Annotated in this window: 22 protein-coding genes and 1 pseudogene; 13 read left to right on the forward strand and 10 right to left on the reverse strand. The window is 61.0% G+C overall.

The features are described 5' to 3' along the window. Positions 1–101 precede the first annotated feature (101 nt). Together ADU59_RS30875 and ADU59_RS08185 are read left to right on the forward strand one after the other, a co-directional pair. Complete coding sequence (locus ADU59_RS30875) at positions 102–257, forward strand: hypothetical protein (protein WP_162843348.1); 156 nt, start codon at positions 102–104, stop codon at positions 255–257. After that, a complete protein-coding gene (locus ADU59_RS08185) occupies positions 254–598 on the forward strand; it encodes a DUF6105 family protein (RefSeq protein ID WP_068953476.1) in 345 nt (114 codons plus the stop codon). The genes ADU59_RS30875 and ADU59_RS08185 overlap by 4 nt, the downstream gene beginning before the upstream one ends. Here ADU59_RS08185 and ruvX read toward each other — a convergent pair. Further along, a complete protein-coding gene (ruvX, locus tag ADU59_RS08190) occupies positions 535–1029 on the reverse strand; it encodes a Holliday junction resolvase RuvX (protein WP_068953478.1) in 495 nt (164 codons plus the stop codon). The two genes, ADU59_RS08185 and ruvX, sit on opposite strands and share 64 nt — an antisense overlap. Before the next feature lie 96 nt (positions 1030–1125). Here ruvX and ADU59_RS08195 point away from each other — a divergent pair, with 96 nt between their 5' ends. The 4 genes from ADU59_RS08195 (at position 1126) to ADU59_RS08210 (ending at position 4309) form a co-directional block, all read left to right on the forward strand. Then, the gene (locus ADU59_RS08195) at positions 1126–1830 is read left to right on the forward strand and encodes a metal-dependent hydrolase (RefSeq protein WP_068953480.1); all 705 of its coding nucleotides are present in this window, start codon (positions 1126–1128) and stop codon (positions 1828–1830) included. Positions 1831–1914: 84 nt separating this feature from the next. Continuing rightward, positions 1915–2202 carry an Asp-tRNA(Asn)/Glu-tRNA(Gln) amidotransferase subunit GatC gene (gatC, locus tag ADU59_RS08200; protein ID WP_068953482.1) on the forward strand — a complete coding sequence of 96 codons (288 nt, stop codon included), beginning with the start codon at positions 1915–1917 and terminating at the stop codon, positions 2200–2202. A gap of 49 nt (positions 2203–2251) precedes the next feature. Further along, positions 2252–3733: an Asp-tRNA(Asn)/Glu-tRNA(Gln) amidotransferase subunit GatA gene (gene gatA / locus ADU59_RS08205; protein ID WP_068953484.1), complete on the forward strand. Its 1482-nt coding sequence runs from the start codon at positions 2252–2254 to the stop codon at positions 3731–3733. Between the two features lie 66 nt (positions 3734–3799). Next, positions 3800–4309 carry a GNAT family N-acetyltransferase gene (locus tag ADU59_RS08210; protein ID WP_068953486.1) on the forward strand — a complete coding sequence of 170 codons (510 nt, stop codon included), beginning with the start codon at positions 3800–3802 and terminating at the stop codon, positions 4307–4309. A gap of 66 nt (positions 4310–4375) precedes the next feature. On the opposite strand, the gene ADU59_RS08215 is transcribed toward ADU59_RS08210, so the two are convergent. From ADU59_RS08215 to ADU59_RS08230, 4 genes are all read right to left on the reverse strand, one after another. Then, entirely contained in the window at positions 4376–4633 is a 258-nt protein-coding gene (locus tag ADU59_RS08215; protein ID WP_068953488.1) for a YjhX family toxin, read from the reverse strand. 196 nt (positions 4634–4829) lie between these two features. Beyond that, positions 4830–5735, reverse strand: coding sequence for an NAD(P)/FAD-dependent oxidoreductase (locus tag ADU59_RS08220; protein WP_068953490.1), 906 nt, complete (start codon positions 5733–5735; stop codon positions 4830–4832). A gap of 77 nt (positions 5736–5812) precedes the next feature. Then, the gene (locus tag ADU59_RS08225; RefSeq protein ID WP_068953492.1) at positions 5813–6265 is read right to left on the reverse strand and encodes an Rrf2 family transcriptional regulator; all 453 of its coding nucleotides are present in this window, start codon (positions 6263–6265) and stop codon (positions 5813–5815) included. 71 nt (positions 6266–6336) lie between these two features. After that, complete coding sequence (locus ADU59_RS08230; RefSeq protein WP_068953494.1) at positions 6337–6645, reverse strand: DUF1294 domain-containing protein; 309 nt, start codon at positions 6643–6645, stop codon at positions 6337–6339. Positions 6646–6794: 149 nt separating this feature from the next. Between ADU59_RS08230 and gatB the strand changes: the two genes are divergently transcribed. From gatB to ADU59_RS31135, 6 genes and pseudogenes are all read left to right on the forward strand, one after another. Then, positions 6795–8297 carry an Asp-tRNA(Asn)/Glu-tRNA(Gln) amidotransferase subunit GatB gene (gene gatB / locus ADU59_RS08235; RefSeq protein ID WP_068953495.1) on the forward strand — a complete coding sequence of 501 codons (1503 nt, stop codon included), beginning with the start codon at positions 6795–6797 and terminating at the stop codon, positions 8295–8297. Between the two features lie 62 nt (positions 8298–8359). Next, positions 8360–8845: a GNAT family N-acetyltransferase gene (locus ADU59_RS08240; protein WP_068953497.1), complete on the forward strand. Its 486-nt coding sequence runs from the start codon at positions 8360–8362 to the stop codon at positions 8843–8845. Positions 8846–8932: 87 nt separating this feature from the next. Continuing rightward, complete coding sequence (locus tag ADU59_RS08245) at positions 8933–9406, forward strand: GNAT family N-acetyltransferase (RefSeq protein WP_068953499.1); 474 nt, start codon at positions 8933–8935, stop codon at positions 9404–9406. 106 nt (positions 9407–9512) lie between these two features. Then, a complete protein-coding gene (locus ADU59_RS08250) occupies positions 9513–9908 on the forward strand; it encodes an NADH:ubiquinone oxidoreductase subunit NDUFA12 (protein ID WP_068953502.1) in 396 nt (131 codons plus the stop codon). 166 nt (positions 9909–10074) lie between these two features. Then, positions 10075–10491: a DUF2155 domain-containing protein gene (locus tag ADU59_RS08255; protein ID WP_244506371.1), complete on the forward strand. Its 417-nt coding sequence runs from the start codon at positions 10075–10077 to the stop codon at positions 10489–10491. 17 nt (positions 10492–10508) lie between these two features. Next, positions 10509–10863, forward strand: a pseudogene (locus ADU59_RS31135) (GNAT family N-acetyltransferase). A gap of 192 nt (positions 10864–11055) precedes the next feature. Here the strand turns inward: ADU59_RS31135 and aat are convergent. The 5 genes from aat to ADU59_RS08280 form a co-directional block, all read right to left on the reverse strand. Then, positions 11056–11670, reverse strand: a complete 615-nt coding sequence (gene aat, locus ADU59_RS08260; RefSeq protein ID WP_068953506.1) for a leucyl/phenylalanyl-tRNA--protein transferase — start codon at positions 11668–11670, stop codon at positions 11056–11058. A gap of 278 nt (positions 11671–11948) precedes the next feature. Continuing rightward, entirely contained in the window at positions 11949–13292 is a 1344-nt protein-coding gene (gene accC / locus ADU59_RS08265; protein WP_068953508.1) for an acetyl-CoA carboxylase biotin carboxylase subunit, read from the reverse strand. A 9-nt stretch (positions 13293–13301) separates the two neighbouring features. After that, positions 13302–13766 (reverse strand): acetyl-CoA carboxylase biotin carboxyl carrier protein, encoded by a 465-nt coding sequence (gene accB / locus ADU59_RS08270; protein ID WP_068953510.1) that lies wholly within the window; start codon positions 13764–13766, stop codon positions 13302–13304. Positions 13767–13788: 22 nt separating this feature from the next. Then, positions 13789–14235 carry a type II 3-dehydroquinate dehydratase gene (gene aroQ, locus ADU59_RS08275; RefSeq protein WP_068953512.1) on the reverse strand — a complete coding sequence of 149 codons (447 nt, stop codon included), beginning with the start codon at positions 14233–14235 and terminating at the stop codon, positions 13789–13791. A gap of 124 nt (positions 14236–14359) precedes the next feature. Next, on the reverse strand, positions 14360–15127 hold the full coding sequence (locus tag ADU59_RS08280) for a DsbA family protein (protein WP_068953514.1): 768 nt from the start codon (positions 15125–15127) through the stop codon (positions 14360–14362). A 214-nt stretch (positions 15128–15341) separates the two neighbouring features. Here ADU59_RS08280 and ADU59_RS08285 point away from each other — a divergent pair, with 214 nt between their 5' ends. Continuing rightward, the gene (locus tag ADU59_RS08285; protein ID WP_068953516.1) at positions 15342–16505 is read left to right on the forward strand and encodes a pyridoxal phosphate-dependent aminotransferase; all 1164 of its coding nucleotides are present in this window, start codon (positions 15342–15344) and stop codon (positions 16503–16505) included. Positions 16506–16559: the final 54 nt, after the last annotated feature.

A 16559-nucleotide genomic window follows, 5' to 3' on the forward strand; every position in this document is an offset into this window, starting at 1 on the left:
GAAATTAACCTTAACAAATGGTTTACGTTGCGCTGTCAGGGTTAACGGACAAGAGTAGGGCGTGAAGAGAAACTAGCGATTTCCGGAATGGAGCACGTTCGGTGAGAACTGGCTTGACGATCATCATGATGATGTTTTTTTCGAGCCTCGCGCTCGATCTGGCTGTGCCCACGCTGATCCTTGTGGGCCTGCTTGCGCTGGAGTGGGCATCGGCCCGGATCAAGGGCGGCATTCTCCTGCAGGGGAGGCCGGCATGAAGTGGTTCCTGATCCTGTGGGCATGCCCCATCGTGATTCTTACCGGCTGGTACGGGCTTTCCTACTACGACATGAGCTTCGGCATCTTCATGCTGACGCGCCAGGCGCACGATCTCGTCTTTGCCGTCTATGGCAATGTGCTTGGCCTGCCGCCTGAAACCATTCCGCCGCTCGTCGCCCGTGCCATCGCCGTCGACAGCCTGATCGTCTTTGCGATCATCGCCTACCGCAAGCGCCGTGAAATCCGCGCCTGGTACGGCAGGCGCTTTCCGGCGGTTCAACCATCGGAGCCCAAGGCTGCGCCTTTCGCTAAAGACGCCAACCTGTCCAGCGCGCCTTGAAGAATGAAGGAGGCGGCGGCCGAATCGATCCGGTCGGCCCGCTTCTTGCGCGATACGTCCATCTCGATCAGCACGCGTTCCGCCGCCACCGTTGACAGCCGTTCGTCCCAATAGATGAACGGCAATTCCGTCTTTTGCTCCATGTTGCGCACGAAGGCGCGCGTCGCCTGGGCGCGCGGTCCTTCCGAGCCGTCCATGTTGATCGGCAGGCCGATGACGAAGGCGGCGATCTTTTCTTTCGTGGCCATGGCCAGCAGTGCCTGCGCATCGAGGCCGAATTTCACCCGCCTGATCACATCGCGCGGGGTGGCGAACCGCAGCCCGAGATCGGACACGGAAATGCCGATCGTCTTGGTGCCAAGATCAAGGCCTGCGATGGCCTGGCTGGGCGCCAGAGTGGAGGCGAGGTCTTCGATGGTGAGAACAGCCATGTGATTTGCCGATCGGGTCTTTTAGGATTAATCGGGTGATCCATATCCGTATCCCGTCGACAAATCATCCCCGCCGACACATCAAGGAGTATTTTCATGAAGATCAAATGGCTCGGCCACTCCGCCTTTCATCTTGAAACCGCCAAGGCGAAAATCCTGATCGATCCCTTCTTCACCGGCAATCCCTCCTTCGACGAATCGACCCGCAAGGATGCGGCCGCCGGGCTCACCCATATTCTGCTCACCCATGGCCATGGCGACCATGTCGGCGATACCGTTGCGCTCGCCAAGGAAACCGGTGCCACCGTCGTGGCCAATGCCGATCTGGCGGCATGGCTCGGGTCGAAGGGCGTCAAGGCGCTGGAAATGGGCAATACCGGCGGTACCATCCATCTCGGCGGCTTTTCCACCACCTTCGTCAACGCGCTGCATTCCTCCGCCCAGTTGACGGAAGACGGCGTGTCGCATTCGCTCGGCAGCGCCAATGGCCTGGTGCTGCATTTCGAGGACGAGCCGACGCTCTATCACATGGGCGACACCGACATCTTCTCCGACATGGCACTGATCCACGAACTGCACCAGCCGGAAATCGGCCTCGTGCCGATCGGCGACCGTTTCACCATGGGCGGTGCCGTGGCGGCATTGGCCTGCCGGCGCTTCTTCAAGTTCGGCACCGTGCTGCCCTGCCATTACGGCTCCTTCGGCATCGTCGACCAGACGCCGGAGACCTTTGTCGCCGGCATGGACGGCGCATCGACGAAGGTCGAGACCCCCGCTGTCGGCGGTATTGTCACGGTCTAAACGGTTCAGGATGCATTCCCCCGTTGCGTGGCAGCAATCCGGCCATTATAGCGGGGGAAAGTTCCTAGAAGACCGGAGACACCCATGTCCGTAGACATCGCCACCGTGAAGCGCGTCGCGCGCCTTGCCCGCATTGCCGTCACCGAAGAAGACGCACAGCGCATGACCGGCGAACTGAATGGCATCCTCGGCTTTGTCGAACAGCTTTCCGAGGTCAATGTCGATGGCATCGAGCCGATGACGTCGGTGACGCCGATGGCGATGAAGAAGCGGACGGACGTCGTCACCGACGGCAACAAGGCCGACGATATCGTCGCCAATGCGCCCAACGAGGACCGGAATTTCTTCCTCGTCCCGAAGGTTGTCGAATAAGCCTTATCGCCGCCGCCGCCCGAACGCCCCCGATTGTTGAAAGCCTGCCATGACCGACCTGACCCGCCTGACCATCGCCGAAGCGCGCACCAAGCTGAGCTCCAAGGAAATTTCTGCCGTCGAACTGACAGAGGCCTATATTAGCGCGATCGATGCGGCCAATGGCGCGCTGAATGCCTATGTCGTCACCACGCCGGACAAGGCGCGCGACATGGCAAAAGCGTCTGACGCCCGTATTGCCGCCGGCAAGGCCGGTGCGCTGGAAGGCATTCCGCTCGGGATCAAGGATCTGTTCGGCACCGAGGGCATCCACACCCAGGCCTGCAGCCATATCCTCGACGGCTTCAAGCCGAAGTACGAATCCACCGTCACCCAGAACCTGTGGAACGACGGTGCCGTCATGCTCGGCAAGCTCAACATGGACGAGTTCGCCATGGGCTCGTCGAACGAAACCTCCTATTACGGCCCCGTGATCAATCCGTGGCGTGCGACGGGCTCGAACCTCGATCTGGTACCCGGCGGTTCTTCTGGCGGTTCGGCCGCAGCCGTCGCAGCGTTCCTCTGCGCGGGTGCGACCGCCACCGATACCGGTGGCTCGATCCGAGGGCCGGCCGCCTTCACCGGCACCGTCGGCATCAAGCCGACCTATGGCCGCTGCTCGCGCTGGGGCATCGTTGCCTTTGCCTCCTCGCTTGACCAGGCCGGTCCGATCGCCCGCGACGTGCGCGATGCGGCCATCCTCCTGAAATCCATGGCCAGCGTCGACGCCAAGGATACGACATCTGTCGATCTGCCGGTTCCGGACTACGAGGCTTCGCTCGGCCAGTCGCTGAAAGGCCTCAAGATCGGTATCCCCAAGGAATATCGCGTCGACGGCATGCCGGAGGAGATCGAAACCCTTTGGCAGCAGGGCATCGCCTGGCTGAAGGATGCTGGCGCCGAGATTGTCGATATCAGCCTGCCGCACACCAAATACGCGCTGCCGGCCTACTACATCGTCGCGCCTGCCGAAGCCTCGTCCAACCTTGCCCGCTACGACGGCGTTCGCTATGGCCTGCGCGTCGACGGCAGGGATATTGCCGACATGTATGAGAAGACCCGTGCGGCCGGCTTCGGTACCGAGGTCAAGCGCCGCATCATGATCGGTACCTATGTGCTGTCGGCCGGCTATTACGACGCCTATTATCTGCAGGCCCAGAAGGTCCGCACGCTGATCAAGCGTGATTTCGAGCTGGCCTTCCACGCCGGCGTCGATGCTATCCTGGCGCCTGCCACCCCATCCTCCGCCTTCGGCATCGGGGACGAAGACTTGGCGTCGGATCCGGTCAAGATGTATCTGAACGATATCTTCACGGTTACTGTCAATATGGCCGGTCTGCCCGGCATCGCCGTTCCCGCCGGCCTCGACCACAAGGGCCTGCCGCTCGGTCTTCAGCTGATCGGCAAGCCGTTCGAAGAGGAAACGCTGTTCAAGACCGCGCATGTCATCGAGCAGGCCGCTGGCAAGTTTTCGCCCGCGAAGTGGTGGTAATCCCATCAGCGCTGCTGGCCAAACAGCAGCGCTGATGCTCTACTTGCGGTGGACAGGAGACGCCGCATGATGATCGTCCGCCTTGCGCGCGAAGATGAAATTCCAGCCCTTGCGGCCATCGGGCTCGATGCCTGGGAACAGGCCATCACCGGCCTTGCCGACGCGCAGGGCATGCGCCGTGTCGCGGAACTGTCGTTTCTGTCCTTCCTCAGATCGCGCTGGTTCTCCGTCAGCGTCATCGGCAATGAGGGCAGTGTTGCCGGTTGGGCCGCCCGTGAAGACAATGACGGGACGATCTCCGATCTCTGGATAAGGCCCGCGCTGCAGCGCAGCGGCTTCGGGTCCCTCCTGCTCACCGAGGTCGAGCGCCGGATACTGGCCGAAGGCTTCGAGGCCGCCACCATCAAGACCCATGCCCAGAACGCCCAGGCCATCGGATTCTTTCGCAAGCACGGATATGCGATCAGCTCGCTTTCGACGGCCTATGCACCGAAGCTCGACAGGGATGTCGAGTCGATCGGCATGACGAAGCTGCTGGAGGCACCTGCCGCTCCAGCCGACCGGCAATGGTTCTGACGGCCCATCTGAGAAGAGTGCGGTGATATCCGGCGAGAGCGTTCACCTGCTCTCGCCGGATGTTCGTCAGCGGTTGTTCAGCTGCGCTCTTACGAGAACGAGGCCGCGTTGGGTGATCCGGTAGGGTTTGCCGCCGGAGGAGGAGATGGCCTTCTTTCGCTTCAGCTTGCGAAACAGTTCCAGCCCGAAATCGGGATAGAGCCAGCCGTCGCGGGTGAAGCATTTTGCCTCGCCGATCGTTTTTCCGTTGGAGCGGATGATTTCGATGCGGCCGCCCTGGGCCATGAGGTGAAGAATACGCTGTTCGTCGCGTGAAATGTCCATTGATGGTGAGATCCGAAAGGCGTTCGGTTGAACGCATGAAAACGGGTCTGGCGTTCTGTCGAACGTCAGGGCTTCGTTTTCCGGCCCGTGCGCGCAAAAGGAAATTTGCGGGCAGGGCCCTCAGGCAATCTCAGACAAGGAGAACATAAAAACTCCATAAGGACGGCTACTTTTTAAGCGAAAGAGGAGTGTGCCGTCAAGAACGCGCTGAGAACATCAGCGACTGATGAAGCCCCAGCCCGGCCGTCACGCCGTCGGCGGAAACGAGCGTGATATTGCCGAAGGCGCGGGCAATGTCGCCGGCGGCATAGACCCCTGCGATGCTGGTGGCCTTCATGGCGTCCGTGGCGAGGATCTTGCCGGCCGCACTTTCCTCCAGCGCGCAGCCGAGGGTGTCTGCGATGGTGCCGCGGATATGCAGGTCCGGTCCGACGAACAACGCCTTGACCTCGACGCTTCGCCCATTTGCCAGCCGGACCCGCAGCATGTTGTCTTTGCCCGTCTCGATGGCGCTGACAAGACCCGCCTGCAGGCTGACCTTGCGCCTTTCGAGAAGGGCGAAGGCCGCCTCGTCCGGCTCCGGCATGCCGTTGGTAAACAGGGTGACGGTACCCCAATCGGCAACCACGGCTGCCTGATGCGCCGACATCGGATGTGTTGCCAGTACGCCGAGCGGGCCGCCGCCGATTTCGTAGCCATGGCAATAGGGGCAATGCAGCACGGTCTTTCCCCAGCGTTCCTTCAGGCCCGGAATATCGGGCAGGCGGTCTTCGACCCCACCAGCCAGAAGCAAACGGCGCGTGGCGATGCTGTCCTGCCTCGCAATACGAACATGGAAATCGTCGATCACGCCTTCCGCAGCGAGAGCCTCGCCTTCGATGAAGGTTACGGTCGGATAGGCTGCCAGTTGCGCCCGCGCCTCAGCGAGAATCTCTCCTCCCGATTTGCCATCATGGGCAAGCACGCCATGCGAATGCGCGGCAAACCGGTTGCGTGGTGTTCCACTGTCTATGATCGTCACGCGCCGCCGTGCGCGGGCCAGAATGTAAGCGGCGGACAATCCGGCAAAACCGCCGCCGATGATGATTGCGTCCTGTTGCATGGTCTTTCCTTTCATGGCTTCGCCGGCCGGAAGCCCGAGAGGGAAGCCGGTGAGCGAACGACGAGGGATGGCAAATGTCAGCCGAGTTGTTTCAGTGCGGCTCTATGCTCGGCAAAGCGCCGCTTGAAGTCTTCTGCAAGCATGGCAAGCGTCACTTCGCCCAGCCGCGCGATCAGCATGGCTTCGGCATCACGAAAGGCGTCGTCCAGGGCGTGGTTGACCGCCTGCTCGACGAGGCAGCCGGGGCTTTCGCTGACATTGCCCATCTGGAACAGCATGGGTTCGCCAAGGGCTGCATAGATGTCGCGCATGGTGACGTCTTCGAGTGTCCGGGCGAGCGTCCACCCGCCGCCATGGCCACGGCCGGAGGTGACGAGCCCGGCTTCGCGCAGCCCGGCCATGGTGCGCCGGACGACGACGGGATTGGTGTGGAGGCAGGCTGCGAGCTCTTCCGATGTCATCGGGCGATCGCGCTCTGCCATATGCAGCAGCGCATGCAGCACTGCGGAAAGGCGGCTGTTTCTTTTCATGTAATAATAATAGTTACGAATAGGGTTTCATGTCAAGCCGGATGAAACAATCAGGAGGCTGGGGGCCGCGATTACCGCACGAAAGCGAGGGCGTATGGAAACCAGAGAGGGGCTGAAAGCCATGCCGCAAGCCCGGCGATATGAAGGGTGACGATCAGCATGAGCTCGGTGCGGAACGGCTCTTTCCGGGTTTTGTGGCGAAGCAACTGTTGTCCCGCGACAGCGCCAAGGCTGCCGCCGATCAGCGCCAGGCCGAGCAGTCTGCTTTCGGGCACGCGCCAATGTCCTTCACGGGCGGCGTCCTTGTCCCACCAGAAGGTGCAGAAGGTGATGATGTTGATCAGCAGAATGATCAGGACGATGGTCTGGCTTGTTGTCATGGTTTCAATTTGGCAGGCAGGTCTGAACGGACTGCAAACGTGCGGTCCTCGCCGGGTTTGCATGGCCATCGCGTGCGACAAGCCTTGCACGCCATAGCCAATTGTTCTACCCAGAGAAACACGATTTTAAGCTTACAGAAGAGCATTCCATGACCCTCGTCGACGTCCGCATCTCCGAACCGAAACGCTATATCCCAGGCGCCACCGGCGATTGGGAAGTCATCATCGGCCTGGAAGTCCATGCCCAGGTGACGAGCAATTCGAAGCTGTTCTCGGGTGCGTCGACGACGTTCGGTAACGCGCCGAACTCCAACGTCTCGCTGGTCGATGCGGCCATGCCCGGCATGTTGCCCGTGATCAACGAGGAATGCGTCAAGCAGGCGGTGCGCACCGGTCTTGGCCTGAAAGCGCAGATCAACAAGCGCTCGATCTTCGACCGCAAGAATTATTTCTATCCGGACCTGCCGCAGGGCTACCAGATTTCCCAGTTCAAGGATCCGATCGTCGGCGAGGGCAAGATCGTGATTTCGGTCGGTCCGGATCGTCAAGGCCAGTTCGAGGATATCGAAATCGGTATCGAACGGCTGCATCTGGAACAGGATGCCGGCAAGTCGATGCACGACCAGAGCCCGACCATGTCCTATGTCGATTTGAACCGCTCGGGCGTGGCGCTGATGGAAATCGTCTCCAAGCCGGACATGCGCTCCTCCGATGAGGCCAAGGCCTATGTCACCAAGCTGCGGTCGATCGTGCGCTATCTCGGCACTTGCGACGGCAACATGGACGAAGGCTCGATGCGCGCCGACGTCAACGTCTCCGTGCGCCGCCCCGGCGAGGATTTCGGCACGCGCTGCGAGATCAAGAACGTCAACTCCATCCGCTTTATCGGCCAGGCGATCGAATACGAAGCCCGCCGCCAGATCGGCATTCTGGAGGATGGCGGTTCGATCGATCAGGAAACCCGCCTGTTCGATCCGAACAAGGGCGAGACCCGTTCGATGCGCTCCAAGGAAGACGCGCATGACTACCGCTATTTTCCCGATCCGGACCTTTTGCCGCTGGAATTCGACGATGCCTTCGTCGCGGCGCTGAAGGCCGATCTGCCGGAATTGCCCGACGACAAGAAAGAGCGCTTCGTGCGCGATCTCGGCCTGTCGATCTATGACGCTTCCGTGCTCGTCTCGGAAAAGGCGATCGCCGATTATTTCGAGGCTGTGGCTGCCGGACGCGACGGCAAGATCGCCGCCAACTGGGTGATCAACGACCTGCTCGGTGCCTTGAACAAAGCCGGCAAAGGCATTGAAGAGACTCCGGTTTCTCCCGCTCAGCTGGGTGCGATCCTCGACCTTATCAAGTCCGAAGTCATCTCCGGCAAGATCGCCAAGGACCTGTTCGAAATCGTCTGGAACGAGGGCGGTGATCCGGCGGAGCTGGTCGAAACGCGCGGCATGAAGCAGGTGACGGATACCGGCGCCATCGAGAAGGCTGTGGATGAAATCATCGCTGCCAACCCGGATCAGGTCGCCAAGGTTCAGGCCAAGCCCTCACTTGCCGGCTGGTTCGTCGGCCAGGTGATGAAATCCACCGGCGGCAAAGCCAATCCGCAGGCCGTGCAGGCGCTGGTCAAGGCCAAGCTCGGCATCGAGGACTGAGCAATTCCAGGAAAAGTGTGAAGCGGTTTTCCGTCCGGAATTGCGATTGAAAGGCCCAAACCATGTTCTTTGTCCGCACAGCCACCGAGCGCGATCTGGCGAAAGTCTCGGCGCTTCTGGGCGAGACCGCGCACGCGACCTATGACGCGCAGTACGGTGTCGAGAAGATCAACGAGATGACGGCCAAGTGGCACTCAGTTGCGGCGCTGAAGGCCAATCTCCAGCGCAAGAACGGCGAATTCCTCGTTGCCGACGACGGCAAGGTGATCGCCGGCATGGGCTTTGCGTCCATGTCCGAAACCCTGCACGAGACGGCGGTGCTGCATCAGCTCTATGTCCTGCCGCAGTTTCAGCGGCAGGGAATTGCCCGCGATATCTTCGCCGAGCTTGAAACCTGCTTTCCCTATGCCGGCACGATCCAGGTCGAGGTCGAGGAAAACAACGCCAAGGCCATCGGCTTTTACGAAGCGCATGGCTTCGTCAGAGCAGGCGCCGGTGCCGCGACCTGGGGCATTGCCACCATCGTCATGGAAAAGCCGCTCGGCTGAATCTCGGGCAGCCGCAATACCGCACGTTGTCACATTTTCTTCTTCATCCGCTGGCAAGCCTCGGGACGAAACGGGGAATCCAACGAAATGCGCGAAACAGAATTGGCGGTGTCGATCAGGACGGCGGAGCGGGACGATCTGCCGGATGTGATCGCGCTGTTCGCAGCCGATACCATTGGCGGCCACGGCGATACCAATGACCCGGCTGCCTTCGCCGATTACCTCGCGGCATTTGAGCGCATCGCGGCAACGCCCAGCGAGACGCTGTATGTCGCAGAGCTGGACGGCGAGGTCGTCGCAACCTTCCAGACCACCATCCTGACCACGCTTGTCGGCCGCGGCAGCTCGAACATGATGATCGAGGCGGTGCAGACGCGCCAGGACATGCGCGGCAGGGGGATCGGCGAGGCGATGATGCGCTTTGCCATCGGTGAGGCCCGCCGCCTGGGGCTTTCGAAGGTGCAGCTGTCGTCGAACAGGGAGCGCCGGGATGCACACCGCTTCTATGAACGTGTCGGTTTCGAACCTTCCCATCTCGGCTTCAAGATCCGGTTGAAATGACGCTCCGGCAACGGAATCACTGGACAATCCGCAGGCCGCGCGGCATAAGCGGATCAGATCTTTATCGTACCCGCTGCCGTTGGCGCAGCGGCCAAGGACGGACATCATGAAGTCTCTGCTGCAGATTTTTACCTGGTGGAATGGACAGACGATCGGCACCCGTTTCCACACGTGGCGCTTCGGCACGCGTGTCGGTTCGGATGATGCGGGCAACGTCTATTATCAGGGCGGCAAGGATTCCGAAGGCCGCACGCGCCGCTGGGTGATCTACAACGGTTATGCCGACGCGTCCGCCATCCCGCCGGGCTGGCACGGCTGGATCCATCACCGCACCGACGTTTCGCCGGCCGATGAAAGCTACAAGCCGCGCGAATGGCAAAAACCGCATCAGCCCAACGGTACCGGCTCGGCCCAGGCCTACCGGCCGCCGGGCTCGATCAGCGGTACCGGCGAGCGGCCGCGCGTCACCGGCGACTATGATGCCTGGACACCGCGCTCCTGAGCCGAATTTGCACACAGGGTCTTTTCCGGGCTTGTTGATTGCACCGCAGGCATCATGCCTCGGCCACATTTGATGTTTAGCGCCTGATACCCGGCACTGTGATCGGGAATCGCGCGGGAGACGGGCGTTAATGGTAGTTTCAAGTCAGCGAATTCAGATGCGCCGGATGTTTGCGGCAGCTGCCCTGTTCGCGATTGCCGGTGCCTCGCTTCTCTCCACGACAACGGCTGCGGAGGCTGCGCGGATCAACAATCCCGTCGCGGTTTTCTCCGGCATCGACAAGATCACCGGCCGCATCACCACATTCGACGTCTATATCGGCGAAACCGTCCAGTTCGGCGCCCTGCAGGTGACGCCACGCGTCTGTTACAGCCGCGACGACACCGAGGCCCCGAAGACGGACACGTTCGTCGAGGTCGACGAGATCACCCTCGACCGCAAGATCCGCCGCATCTTCACCGGCTGGATGTTTGCCGACAGCCCGGGCCTCAACGCCGTCGAGCACCCGGTCTATGACGTCTGGCTGAACAGCTGCAAGGCAAAGTCGGACCTGCCGCCGCCGGATGCGGCTGCCAAGCAGTAAAGGTTTCGGGATCGCCGTTGACCATCGAGCTGCGCACCGATCCCCTTGCCTGTAGTGACCAGGTGAATGCGCTGTGGGCCGCTGCTTGGGGCAAACGCATACCCAGCGATTTTTCGGAATATCCTGTCGCGCAGCCTTGCCCATATCGGCGCCTATGACGACGGGCAGTTGATCGGCTTCCGTCAACGTTGCCTGGGGCGGTGGCATCCAAGCTTTCATTCTGGATACCTGCGTGCATCCCGCCAGGCGCCGCATGGCACCCGGCTGGTAAAGGCGGCGCAAACGCTTGCCCGCGAGCGGCGCGCCATGCTGCGTTCTATCGCAACTGCGGTCTTGGGGGAGACTGAAGCGGGTTTGATGAAGCTGCGATAAAGCTCGAGATATTTTCCGCTGGGTTGCCCCTCACCCTAACCCTCTCCCCGTAAACGGGGAGAGGGGACGACGGAGTTTGCCGCTGGTTCCTTCTCCCCGCAGGCGGGGAGAAGGTGCCCGACAGGGCGGATGAGGGGCCTTTGTCATATGCGGGGGATGAGTGTCGCCCGCCTATAGCGACACGGCTGCTTCTCAAAACTTCAGATGCGGTGACGCAATCGCCCGCGCCAGCATTTTCTCATAACGCGCCTTCGGCACGTCGATCGCTCCAAAGCTTTTCAGGTGCTCGGTGGTGAACTGCGTGTCGAGCAGTTTGAAACCGCGGGCGCGCAGGCGCTCGACCAGATGCACGAGGCAGATCTTGGAGGCATCGGTGCGGCGCGAAAACATGCTCTCGCCGAAAAAGGCCGAGCCGAGCGAGACCCCGTAGAGCCCGCCGACGATCTCGCCGCCGTCCCAGGCTTCGACGGAATGCGCGTGTCCCATGCCGTGCAGCGTCGCGTAGAGCGAACGGATACTGGCGTTGATCCAGGTGGTCGGGCGGTCCGGGGCAGGGGCGGCGCAGCCTTTCATCACCTCTTCGAAGGCCGTGTCGTAACGGATATCGAAGGGCGCGCGGCGGATGGTTTTCGCAAGGCTTTTGGAGATGTGGAAATCGTCGAGCGGGATGATGCCCCGCAATTCCGGCTCGACCCAGAAGAGTTCCGGATCATCGGCGCTGTCTGCCATCGGAAACAGGCCGATGGAGTAGGCCCGCAACAGCAAATCCGGTGTAATGTCCGGTTGCCTGCTGCGGGTTCCCTTCATTTAGAGCCTCATTCCTTTAATACGATCCATTCTGTCGGCTCAAAACGGCCGTTCCACAAGAAGGACGGCGCAGAGTGATGCCGACACCATCGGTCAAGCCATCCGACGCAGTGGACGGCCGTTTTCAGCTGACCCGAAGGGCTGGATGAATTTTGGCTATTACCGGCGGCTGCCGTCTTGACCGCAGCTTTTGCTGCGCTCTTCACCAGCCGCCTTGGTCCTAGCCAAAACTCCTTCCAGCAGAATGGGTCGTATTAAAGGAATGAGGCTCTAAAACCTCATTCGGCCGGTTCGGCCAGATAGTTTTCCAGCCAGTGGATATCGTAGTCGCCGTTGGCGATGTCCTGGTTGTTGATCAGGTCCTGGAACAGTGGCAGCGTCGTCTTGATGCCGTCGATGACGAACTCGTCCAGAACACGGCGCAGGCGCATCATGCATTCGACGCGGGTGCGTCCATGCACGATCAGCTTGCCGATCAGGCTGTCGTAGTAGGGCGGGATTTTGTAGCCCTGATAGACGCCGGAATCGACGCGAACGCCAAGACCGCCGGGCGCATGGAAATGCGTGATCGTACCGGGCGAGGGCACGAAGGTGCGCGGGTCCTCGGCATTGATGCGGCATTCGATGGCATGGCCGGAAAAGACGATCTCGTCCTGCGTCACCGAAAGGCCGCCGCCGGAGGCGACACGGATCTGCTCGTGCACGAGGTCGATGCCGGTGATCGCTTCGGTGATCGGATGCTCGACCTGCAGGCGGGTGTTCATCTCGATGAAGAAGAACTCGCCGTTTTCGTAGAGGAACTCGATCGTGCCGGCGCCGCGGTATTTCAGCTTGCGCATGGCGTCGGCGCAGATTTCGCCGATCTTCATCCGCTGCTCGACATTGAGCGCCGGTGAATTGGCTTCTTCCCAGACCTTCTGGTGGCGGCGCTGCAGCGAGCAATCGCGTTCGCCCAGATGAATGGCATTGCCTTCACCGTCGCCGACGACCTGGATTTCGATATGGCGCGGCTTGCCGAGGTATTTTTCCATATAGACGGCATCGTTACCGAAGGCGGCCAGCGCCTCGGAACGCGCCGTGGACACGGCCTCCGACAATTCCTCTTCGTTCTTCGCCACCTTCATGCCGCGTCCGCCACCGCCGGCCGTTGCCTTGATGAGGACCGGGAAACCGATCTCACGGGCGATCTCCAGCGCGTTCTCGGGCTTTACCTCGCCGGCCGAACCGGGCACGACCGGAATACCGAGCGATTTGGCGGTTTCCTTGGCCGTGATCTTGTCACCCATGATGCGGATGTGATCGGCGGTCGGTCCGATGAAGGTAATGCCATGCGCGTCGAGAATATCGGCGAACTTGGCATTTTCCGACAGGAAGCCGTAGCCCGGATGCACGGCATCGGCGCCGGTGATCTCGCAGGCTGCAACGATCTGGTGGATGTTCAGATAGCTGTCGCGTGACGGCGGCGGGCCAATGCAGACGCTTTCGTCGGCAAGCCGCACATGCATGGCATTGGCGTCGGCGGTCGAATGAACCGCAACCGTCGCGATGCCGAGCTCCTTGCAGGCGCGCAGCACCCGAAGGGCGATTTCGCCGCGATTGGCGATGAGGATCTTTGAAATCATCTGTGCGGCCTATTCGATGACAACGAGCGCTTCGCCGTATTCAACCGGCGCGCCGTCTTCAACGAGGATTTCGGTGACCTTGCCCGAGCGCGGCGCCGGGATCTGGTTCATCGTCTTCATGGCTTCGATGATCAGGATGGTCTGGCCTTCCTTGACGGTGGCGCCGACTTCGACGAAGGGACGCGAGCCGGGAGCCGGCGAAAGGTAAGCAGTGCCGACCATCGGCGCGGTAACCGCGTTCTTCGACGTTCTCGCCGTTTCCGCAGCGGAGACCGCGGCAACGCCGGCGGAAGCGGCCTGAACCGGTGCTGCGACCGGAACCGGAGCCGACACGTATTGCGGCGTACCGGCACGCGAAACGCGGATACGCAGGTCGTCCTGCTCCACTTCGATTTCGGTCAGATCGGTTTCGTTCAGGATGTTGGCGAGATCGCGGATCAGCGTCTGGTCGATACCGGGTTTCTTGTCAGCCATGGATGTGAGCCTCGTGTTCTTTTTATTTCGTGTGTTTCGTGAGTGTCTTTAGCGCATTGAGCGCGAGAATGTAACTGTCGGCGCCGAAACCGCAGATCACGCCCTTGGCGGCGGGAGCCAGCATCGATTTGTGCCGGAATTCCTCGCGGGCATGAACATTGGAAAGGTGCACTTCGACGACCGGAATGCCGATTGCCTTTGCCGCATCGTGCAGCGCGATCGACGTGTGCGTATAGGCACCGGCGTTGATGGCGATGCCTTGAGCCACATTGCCAGCCTCATGGAACCAGTCGACGAGATCGCCTTCATGGTTGCTCTGGCGGCAGACGACCTCGAGACCGAGCGTCTTGCCATGTTCCACGCACATCGCCTCGATGTCGGCCAGCGTCTGCCCACCATAGATACCGGGCTCGCGTTTGCCGAGCGCGTTGAGGTTGGGGCCGTTCAGCACGAAAATAGTCGATGGCATAAGGGATCGGGTCCGATAATCGAGCGTTACCTATAGACGGATGGCCTGCCAAGGAAAAGCCCTTTGGCCACCCGGGGAATTTGTCCACAAGCGATAACCGGCTGTATTGCCGGAAAAAGCGGGCTCAGCAGACGGTCTTGCCGCAGGTGCGGACATTGGTGACCTTGGTTTCGATTTCCTCGGCGCCGACGGCACCGTAAACGGCTTCCTTGCCGACGACGTATGAAGGCGTGCCGGTAATGCCGAGACTGTTGGCAAGCGTGTAGACTTCCTTGACCGCGTCGTCCTGGGTGTTCTCGGCCATTTTCTTGCGCATGTCCGCCTCGGACACGCCGAGGCCGGTGGCAACGGCCATCGCCGTCTCTTCGTTGGCGCGGTCCTCGCCGCCGAGCAGGGCGCGATGGAAGTCGCCGTATTTCTCAGGCGCAATCGCCCGGAAGGCGGTGCTGACCTTGTGCGCGGCCATCGAATCCGGGCCGAGGATCGGCAGTTCCTTCAGCACGAAGCGGACGTTCTTGTCCTTTTCGAGGATGGTTTCCATGTCGGACAGGGCGCGTTTGCAGTAGCCGCAATTGTAGTCGTAGAACTCGACGATGGTGACGTCGCCATTGGGGTTGCCGAGCGTGACGTCGTAGGGCGACTGGAAAATGAATTTCTCATTGTCGCTGATGGCGGCTTCCGCCTGCTGCAGCTGCGCGTCGGCCTGCTTCTTCTTCAGCGCTTGCTGGGCTTCCAGCAGGATTTCCGGATTGGCGACAAGATATTCCTTGATGAAATCGCCGATTTCCTGCTTTTGCTTGGCATCCAGCGCATAGGCCGCCGGAGAAGCAGCAGCGCTCGCCGTCAGCAATACGAGCGAAGCGGCGATGATTTTGCGAGCATTGAATGCCATGATGTCCTCGTTGTCTTTCGTTGGTGCAGTCTGTCGTTCAAGTGCTAAGGCCGGGTCAACAGGCTTGTTTGAAAGACAACAGAATTTCTCCTGCAAGCATAAGGCGGCACAGCGCCAAACGAAACTGCAAAATCGGCGGAAATGCGGCGCTCTCGGACTTGTGAAGGCCTTTGCGATCAGGCACATGCGCTGACATGTCGAAAACACCGAGGATATGCCGTTGAAGCCGCTTTCTGCCCGCAGTTCCGTCGAACCCTTTCATGCCATGGACGTTCTGGCCGAAGCCACCAAGCGCCGTGAGGCCGGATATCCGGTGATCTCCATGGCCGTGGGCCAGCCGAGCCATCCGGCACCAAGCGCGGCGCTCGAGGCGGCACGAACGGCGCTCGGTCACGGCCGGTTGGGGTATACCGATGCGCTCGGCACGTCCTCTTTGAGGGGGGCGATCGCCCGGCACTACCGGACGCGTTATGGCGTCGATATCGACCCGCAGCGCGTTGCGGTGACGACCGGCTCGTCGGCTGGCTTCAATCTGGCCTTTCTGGCGCTGTTTGATCCCGGCGATTGCGTTGCCATCGCCCGGCCGGGCTATCCGGCCTATCGCAATATCCTGGCAGCGCTCGGTCTGACCGTCGTCGAAGTCGAGGCGAATGCCGAAAGCGGCTTCACGCTGACGCCGGAAAACCTCGAGGCAGCGGCGGCAAAAGCCGGCAAACCGCTGAACGGCGTGCTGCTTGCAAGCCCCGCCAATCCGACCGGAACCGTGACGGGCAGGGCGGGGCTGAAGGCGCTCGCCGATTATTGCCATGATCGCGGCATCGCCTTCATCTCCGACGAGATCTATCACGGCCTGACATTCGCGGGCGAGGAGACGACGGCACTTGCAGTGACCGACGAAGCGGTGATCATCAACTCGTTCTCGAAATATTACTGCATGACCGGCTGGCGGATCGGCTGGATGGTGCTGCCGGAAACGCAGGTACGCGCCTTTGAGCGCATCGCCCAGAGCCTCTACATCTCGCCGCCGGAACTGTCGCAGATCGCGGCGGAAGCAGCGCTTGGCTGCGAGGCCGAGCTTGACGTCTACAAGGCGTCCTATGCCGCCAATCGCGACCTGCTCTTGAAGCGTCTGCCGGAGATCGGCTTTTCCATCGCCTCGCCGATGGACGGTGCCTTCTACGCCTATGCCGATGTCAGCCGCTTCACCAATGACAGCATGGATTTTGCCCGCAAGATGCTGGCCGAGATCAATGTTGCGGCAACACCGGGCCTGGATTTCGATCCGCTGGAAGGACACCGCGCCATGCGGTTTTCCTATGCGGGCGCGCAAGCCGACATGATCGAGGCGATGGACCGCATTGCCCGCTGGCTGGCGTGATCCTTCAGCGATATCAGGTTGTTGAAGGATTTTCCGGATTCGGTCTGTTACGGT

The sequence above is a fragment of the Pararhizobium polonicum genome (assembly GCF_001687365.1).
Taxonomy (GTDB): domain Bacteria; phylum Pseudomonadota; class Alphaproteobacteria; order Rhizobiales; family Rhizobiaceae; genus Pararhizobium; species Pararhizobium polonicum.

Coding starts and splice junctions, on each gene's coding strand:
- ADU59_RS08185 (WP_068953476.1), top strand. CDS start 254: ATGAAGTGGTTCCTGATCCTGTGGGCATGCCCCATCGTGATTCTTACC.
- ruvX (WP_068953478.1), bottom strand. CDS start 1,029: ATGGCTGTTCTCACCATCGAAGACCTCGCCTCCACTCTGGCGCCCAGC.
- ADU59_RS08195 (WP_068953480.1), top strand. CDS start 1,126: ATGAAGATCAAATGGCTCGGCCACTCCGCCTTTCATCTTGAAACCGCC.
- gatC (WP_068953482.1), top strand. CDS start 1,915: ATGTCCGTAGACATCGCCACCGTGAAGCGCGTCGCGCGCCTTGCCCGC.
- gatA (WP_068953484.1), top strand. CDS start 2,252: ATGACCGACCTGACCCGCCTGACCATCGCCGAAGCGCGCACCAAGCTG.
- ADU59_RS08210 (WP_068953486.1), top strand. CDS start 3,800: ATGATGATCGTCCGCCTTGCGCGCGAAGATGAAATTCCAGCCCTTGCG.
- ADU59_RS08215 (WP_068953488.1), bottom strand. CDS start 4,633: ATGGACATTTCACGCGACGAACAGCGTATTCTTCACCTCATGGCCCAG.
- ADU59_RS08220 (WP_068953490.1), bottom strand. CDS start 5,735: ATGCAACAGGACGCAATCATCATCGGCGGCGGTTTTGCCGGATTGTCC.
- ADU59_RS08225 (WP_068953492.1), bottom strand. CDS start 6,265: ATGAAAAGAAACAGCCGCCTTTCCGCAGTGCTGCATGCGCTGCTGCAT.
- ADU59_RS08230 (WP_068953494.1), bottom strand. CDS start 6,645: ATGACAACAAGCCAGACCATCGTCCTGATCATTCTGCTGATCAACATC.
- gatB (WP_068953495.1), top strand. CDS start 6,795: ATGACCCTCGTCGACGTCCGCATCTCCGAACCGAAACGCTATATCCCA.
- ADU59_RS08240 (WP_068953497.1), top strand. CDS start 8,360: ATGTTCTTTGTCCGCACAGCCACCGAGCGCGATCTGGCGAAAGTCTCG.
- ADU59_RS08245 (WP_068953499.1), top strand. CDS start 8,933: ATGCGCGAAACAGAATTGGCGGTGTCGATCAGGACGGCGGAGCGGGAC.
- ADU59_RS08250 (WP_068953502.1), top strand. CDS start 9,513: ATGAAGTCTCTGCTGCAGATTTTTACCTGGTGGAATGGACAGACGATC.
- ADU59_RS08255 (WP_244506371.1), top strand. CDS start 10,075: ATGTTTGCGGCAGCTGCCCTGTTCGCGATTGCCGGTGCCTCGCTTCTC.
- aat (WP_068953506.1), bottom strand. CDS start 11,670: ATGAAGGGAACCCGCAGCAGGCAACCGGACATTACACCGGATTTGCTG.
- accC (WP_068953508.1), bottom strand. CDS start 13,292: ATGATTTCAAAGATCCTCATCGCCAATCGCGGCGAAATCGCCCTTCGG.
- accB (WP_068953510.1), bottom strand. CDS start 13,766: ATGGCTGACAAGAAACCCGGTATCGACCAGACGCTGATCCGCGATCTC.
- aroQ (WP_068953512.1), bottom strand. CDS start 14,235: ATGCCATCGACTATTTTCGTGCTGAACGGCCCCAACCTCAACGCGCTC.
- ADU59_RS08280 (WP_068953514.1), bottom strand. CDS start 15,127: ATGGCATTCAATGCTCGCAAAATCATCGCCGCTTCGCTCGTATTGCTG.
- ADU59_RS08285 (WP_068953516.1), top strand. CDS start 15,342: ATGCCGTTGAAGCCGCTTTCTGCCCGCAGTTCCGTCGAACCCTTTCAT.